This is a genomic window from Terrabacter sp. P5_B1, from assembly GCF_056400505.1.
Genome location: NZ_JBFULD010000379.1, coordinates 1 through 3,724 on the forward strand (window position 1 = coordinate 1; position 3,724 = coordinate 3,724).

At 70.3% G+C, this 3,724-nt stretch carries 5 protein-coding genes; all 5 read left to right on the forward strand.

Annotated features, from left to right (window positions below; all coding sequences use genetic code 11):
• On the forward strand, positions 1 to 432 hold a 432-nt coding region (locus AC1DP0_RS19500; protein ID WP_478087738.1), incomplete at its 5' end, for a hypothetical protein.
• Between the two features lie 9 nt (positions 433 to 441).
• Positions 442 to 975, forward strand: coding sequence for a GtrA family protein (locus AC1DP0_RS19505; protein ID WP_478087740.1), 534 nt, complete (start codon positions 442 to 444; stop codon positions 973 to 975).
• Between the two features lie 74 nt (positions 976 to 1,049).
• The gene (locus AC1DP0_RS19510) at positions 1,050 to 1,919 is read left to right on the forward strand and encodes a glycosyltransferase family 2 protein (protein ID WP_478087742.1); all 870 of its coding nucleotides are present in this window, start codon (positions 1,050 to 1,052) and stop codon (positions 1,917 to 1,919) included.
• Positions 1,920 to 1,982: 63 nt separating this feature from the next.
• Positions 1,983 to 2,990, forward strand: coding sequence for a glycosyltransferase (locus AC1DP0_RS19515; protein ID WP_478087744.1), 1,008 nt, complete (start codon positions 1,983 to 1,985; stop codon positions 2,988 to 2,990).
• A 2-nt stretch (positions 2,991 to 2,992) separates the two neighbouring features.
• On the forward strand, positions 2,993 to 3,724 hold a 732-nt coding region (locus tag AC1DP0_RS19520; protein WP_478087746.1), incomplete at its 3' end, for an NAD-dependent epimerase/dehydratase family protein.

Consider the following 3,724-nt stretch of genomic DNA (forward strand, 5'->3'; position numbering starts at 1 on the left):
ACCTCACACCTCACCCAGCCCTGGGCGGCGCTCGGCCTGCTGTCACAGCCGGCGTATGCCCGCCACCTCGCCGAGGTGAGCGCGGCCGTCTCCTCGGCCGGGCTGCGCCTCGTGCTGCGGCCCCACCCCTGGGAGCGGCCAGAGGCGTATGCCGGCTTCGACCTCGTGCACGGACACACGCCCGCGGAGCTCGACCGGCAGGTCGTCGGGGCCCGCCTGGTCCTCGGTGGCAACAGCACTGCGTTGCTCAACCTGGCCGCAATCCACCGCACGCCGGCGGTGAGGGTCATGGTCCCCGAGCTGGCTCCTCTGGACGTGGCGCTGGGCAGCCGTCAGCGTTCGCTCCTCGACGCGTTCCTGCCGCCTGCGGTGCCCGTGACCCAGCTGTCCCGGCAGCTTGGCGTGGGGGGACCGGGCGCCGAACCCCTGTAGGATCCGTGGGTGCCTGACAGTGAGACACGCCCCGAGACGGGTGGAAACGCAAGTCCCCCGTCCGAGTCGGGTGCGGTTGAGGACGCCGGGCACGCGCCTGGCGGAATCGCGGGGCCGCAGGGGCCGCTGTTCCGGATCATCAAGGACCAGCGGGTGCTCTTCCTCATGGTCGGCGGGGTCAACACCGTCGTGGGCGCGCTGTGGTTCGTGATCTTCGATGCGCTGCTCGGGCACCGGTGGAACGGCTGGGGTCACTATCCCGCCCTGGTGCTCACGTACGTCTTCTCCATCCTCTGCGCTTTCGTGCTCTATCGGAAGGTCGTCTTCCGTGTCCACGGACACCTCTGGCGCGACCTCATGCGGTTCGCCTCGGTGTACGTCGTGGCCTTCGTCATCAACCTCGCCCTGCTGGGTGTCCTCGTCTACGTGCTGCACTGGCCCGCCATCGTGTCCCAGTTCCTCATCGTCTTCGTCACCACGGCCCTGAGCTGGTTCGGTCACAGCTCCTTCTCCTTCCGCCGAGCGGGTGGTGGAGAGGCCTGACCTGCAGCCACGAGTTCTCGTCGGCACCGCCGCACGAGCCGACGACTACCGCCGCCCATCAAGAAGAGGTGCCTGTGCAAGCCCACGTGTCGATCGTCGTCCCCACATACAACAACGTCGACTTCGTCGAGGAGACCATCGAGTCGATCCTCGCCCAGACGTATGCCGACTTCGAGCTCGTCATCGCCGACCACTCGAGCACCGACGGAACCTGGGAGAAGATCCAGCGATTCGCCGACGAGCCCCGGGTCACGCTCCTTCGCACCCCGGCAGGTGGGGGCGCCCCGGCGAACTGGACCCGTGTCACGGAAGCGGCGACCGGCGACTACCTCAAGCTCGTCTGCGGCGACGACMTGCTCGAGCCCAGCTGCCTGGAGCAGCAGGTCGCCGTGCTGGACACGCACCCCAGCGTCGTGCTGACGAGCTGCCGACGCACCCTGGTGGACGCCCGCGGTGAGCAGTTCACCTCGGCCCGCGGGCTGGCCGGGCTCGAGGGCGTCGTCCCGGGTCGGGCCGCCGCGCGCCGGGCGGTCATCTCGGGCACCAACATCTTCGGCGAGCCCGCGTGTGTGATGATGCGCCGTGACGCGCTCGCGAGCGCGGGTGGATGGGCCGACACCGAGCCCTACGTCATCGACCAGCAGACCTTCTGCAACGTGCTCATGCGCGGCGACTTCTACGCGCTCCCGGTCCCGCTCGCGCGGTTCCGGCTCAGCATGGGCCAGTGGAGCGTCAATCTCGCACGGAAACAGTCGCAGCAGGTGGTCGACTTCCACCACCGCCTGGCCGAGCAGAACACTGGCCTGCTCTCGCGCACGGACCTGCTGCGCGGCGACACGCTCGCCCGCGGCATGGCGTTCGTGCGCCGTGGCGCCTACCTGTGGCTGGGCCGGAAGATGCATCCCGAACTGCAACCCGAGTCGGCCGTGTCGACCGAGCGCTGACGTTCCCGGTCGGAGGGTCGGGTCGGCTGAGCGCCGCTGTCGGCACCGGCTACCCTCTAGGTCGTGACCCCTCTGCGCACACCGGGACCCGCCCGGATCTCCGTCGTCACCCCCGTCTACCAGGGCGARCTCACGCTGCCTGTTCTGGCCGAGGAGATGGCCGCGCTCGCGACGACGCAGACGAGCCCGGAGGGTCATGAATGGGTGGTCGTGGAGTGGCTGCTCGTCTTCGACAACGGACCTGACGGGTCGGCCGACGTCATGGCCACACTCGCCGAGACCTACCCGTTCGTGCGGCCGATCTGGCTCAGCCGGAACTTCGGGCAGCATGCGGCCACGCTGGCCGGGATGGCATCGAGTGGCGGCGACTGGATCGTGACCCTCGACGAGGACGGCCAGCACGACCCGCGCGACATCGGGGTCTTCGTCGATGTCGCCCTGCGTGAGGATGCGCAGCTCGTCTACGCCGAGCCGACCAACCCGCCTCCGCACGCCCCCCTGCGCAACATCACCTCCCGCGGCGCCAAGTGGTTCTTCTCCATCTTCCTCGCCGGTGGTGCGGTGACGACCTTCCAGAGCTACCGGCTCGTGCTCGGCGAGCTGGGGCGCAGCGTGGCGGCGTATGCCGGCGCGGGGGTCTACCTGGACGTCGCGCTCGGGTGGGTGGTGGGCCGCTTGGCGCACGCCCCCGTCGCGCTGCGCAGCGAGGGGGACGAGCGCCGCTCCGGCTACGACCTGCGACGGCTCCTGTCGCACTTCTGGCGTCTGGTCCTCTCGAGCGGCACGCGTGCCCTGCGGCTCGTGAGCGTCCTCGGGGGGCTGTTCGCCGTCGCCGGCGTGGCGTTCGCGATCTACGTCCTCATCGCGACGGCGCTGGGAGCCCAGACTCCCGTCGGCTGGACGTCCACTATGGTCGTGGCGTTGTTCGGCACGGGCGCCATCCTCCTCTCGCTCGGCGTCATCGCCGAGTACCTCGGCGTCGCAGTGGGCATGGCGATGGGACGACCGCCCTACCTCATCACCAGCGACCCGCAGGACGGCCCACTGGCTCGTCGACCCGGTCGCCGCTGACGATGCGCCCCGACGCAACCGACGTGCCGGTCTCCTGGGTCGTCGGGGCGAACGGCCTGCTGGGACAGCATGTCAGGGCAGCGCTCGAGCGTCGTGGGCTGCCGTACGTCTGCCCGCCCATCCCCTGGAACCGGCCGTCCGACGCCGAGGCGTCCCTGGTCTCGGCGGCCGGCAGCCTGGTGCGGGCCGCTGGAGGCGGGCCGTGGCAGGTCTTCTGGTGCGCGGGGGCAGGAGTGACCGGCACGTCGTTCGACCGCTTCGTCACCGAGAACCGCATGCTGCGCGCAGCACTCGAGGCGCTGGCTGCAGCCAGCGACCCCGGACCCGTGGGTCGCAGCGAACGGGCGGTGTTCGTGGCATCGTCGGCCGGCGGCCTCTACGCGGGTTCGCCGAGTGCGCCCTATGACGAGTTCTCTCCCGTGGTGCCCCTGTCCGACTACGGCCGGGCCAAGGCGCAGGCCGAGCAGATCGTCACCGAGTGGGCCGAGCACGCCCCGGCGCGCGTGCTCGTCGGGCGGATCGCGAACCTCTATGGGCCCGGTCAGGACCTCGCCAAGCCTCAGGGACTGGTGTCGCAGCTCTGTGCCGCCCACCTGGACCGGCGACCGACCCAGATCTGGGTGTCGCTGGACACTCTCCGCGACTACCTCTTCGCTCCGGACGCCGGCGAGATGGTCGTCGACGCCATGCATCGCCTCCGTCACGGCCCGTTGCCCGACGGCATCGACGAGGGC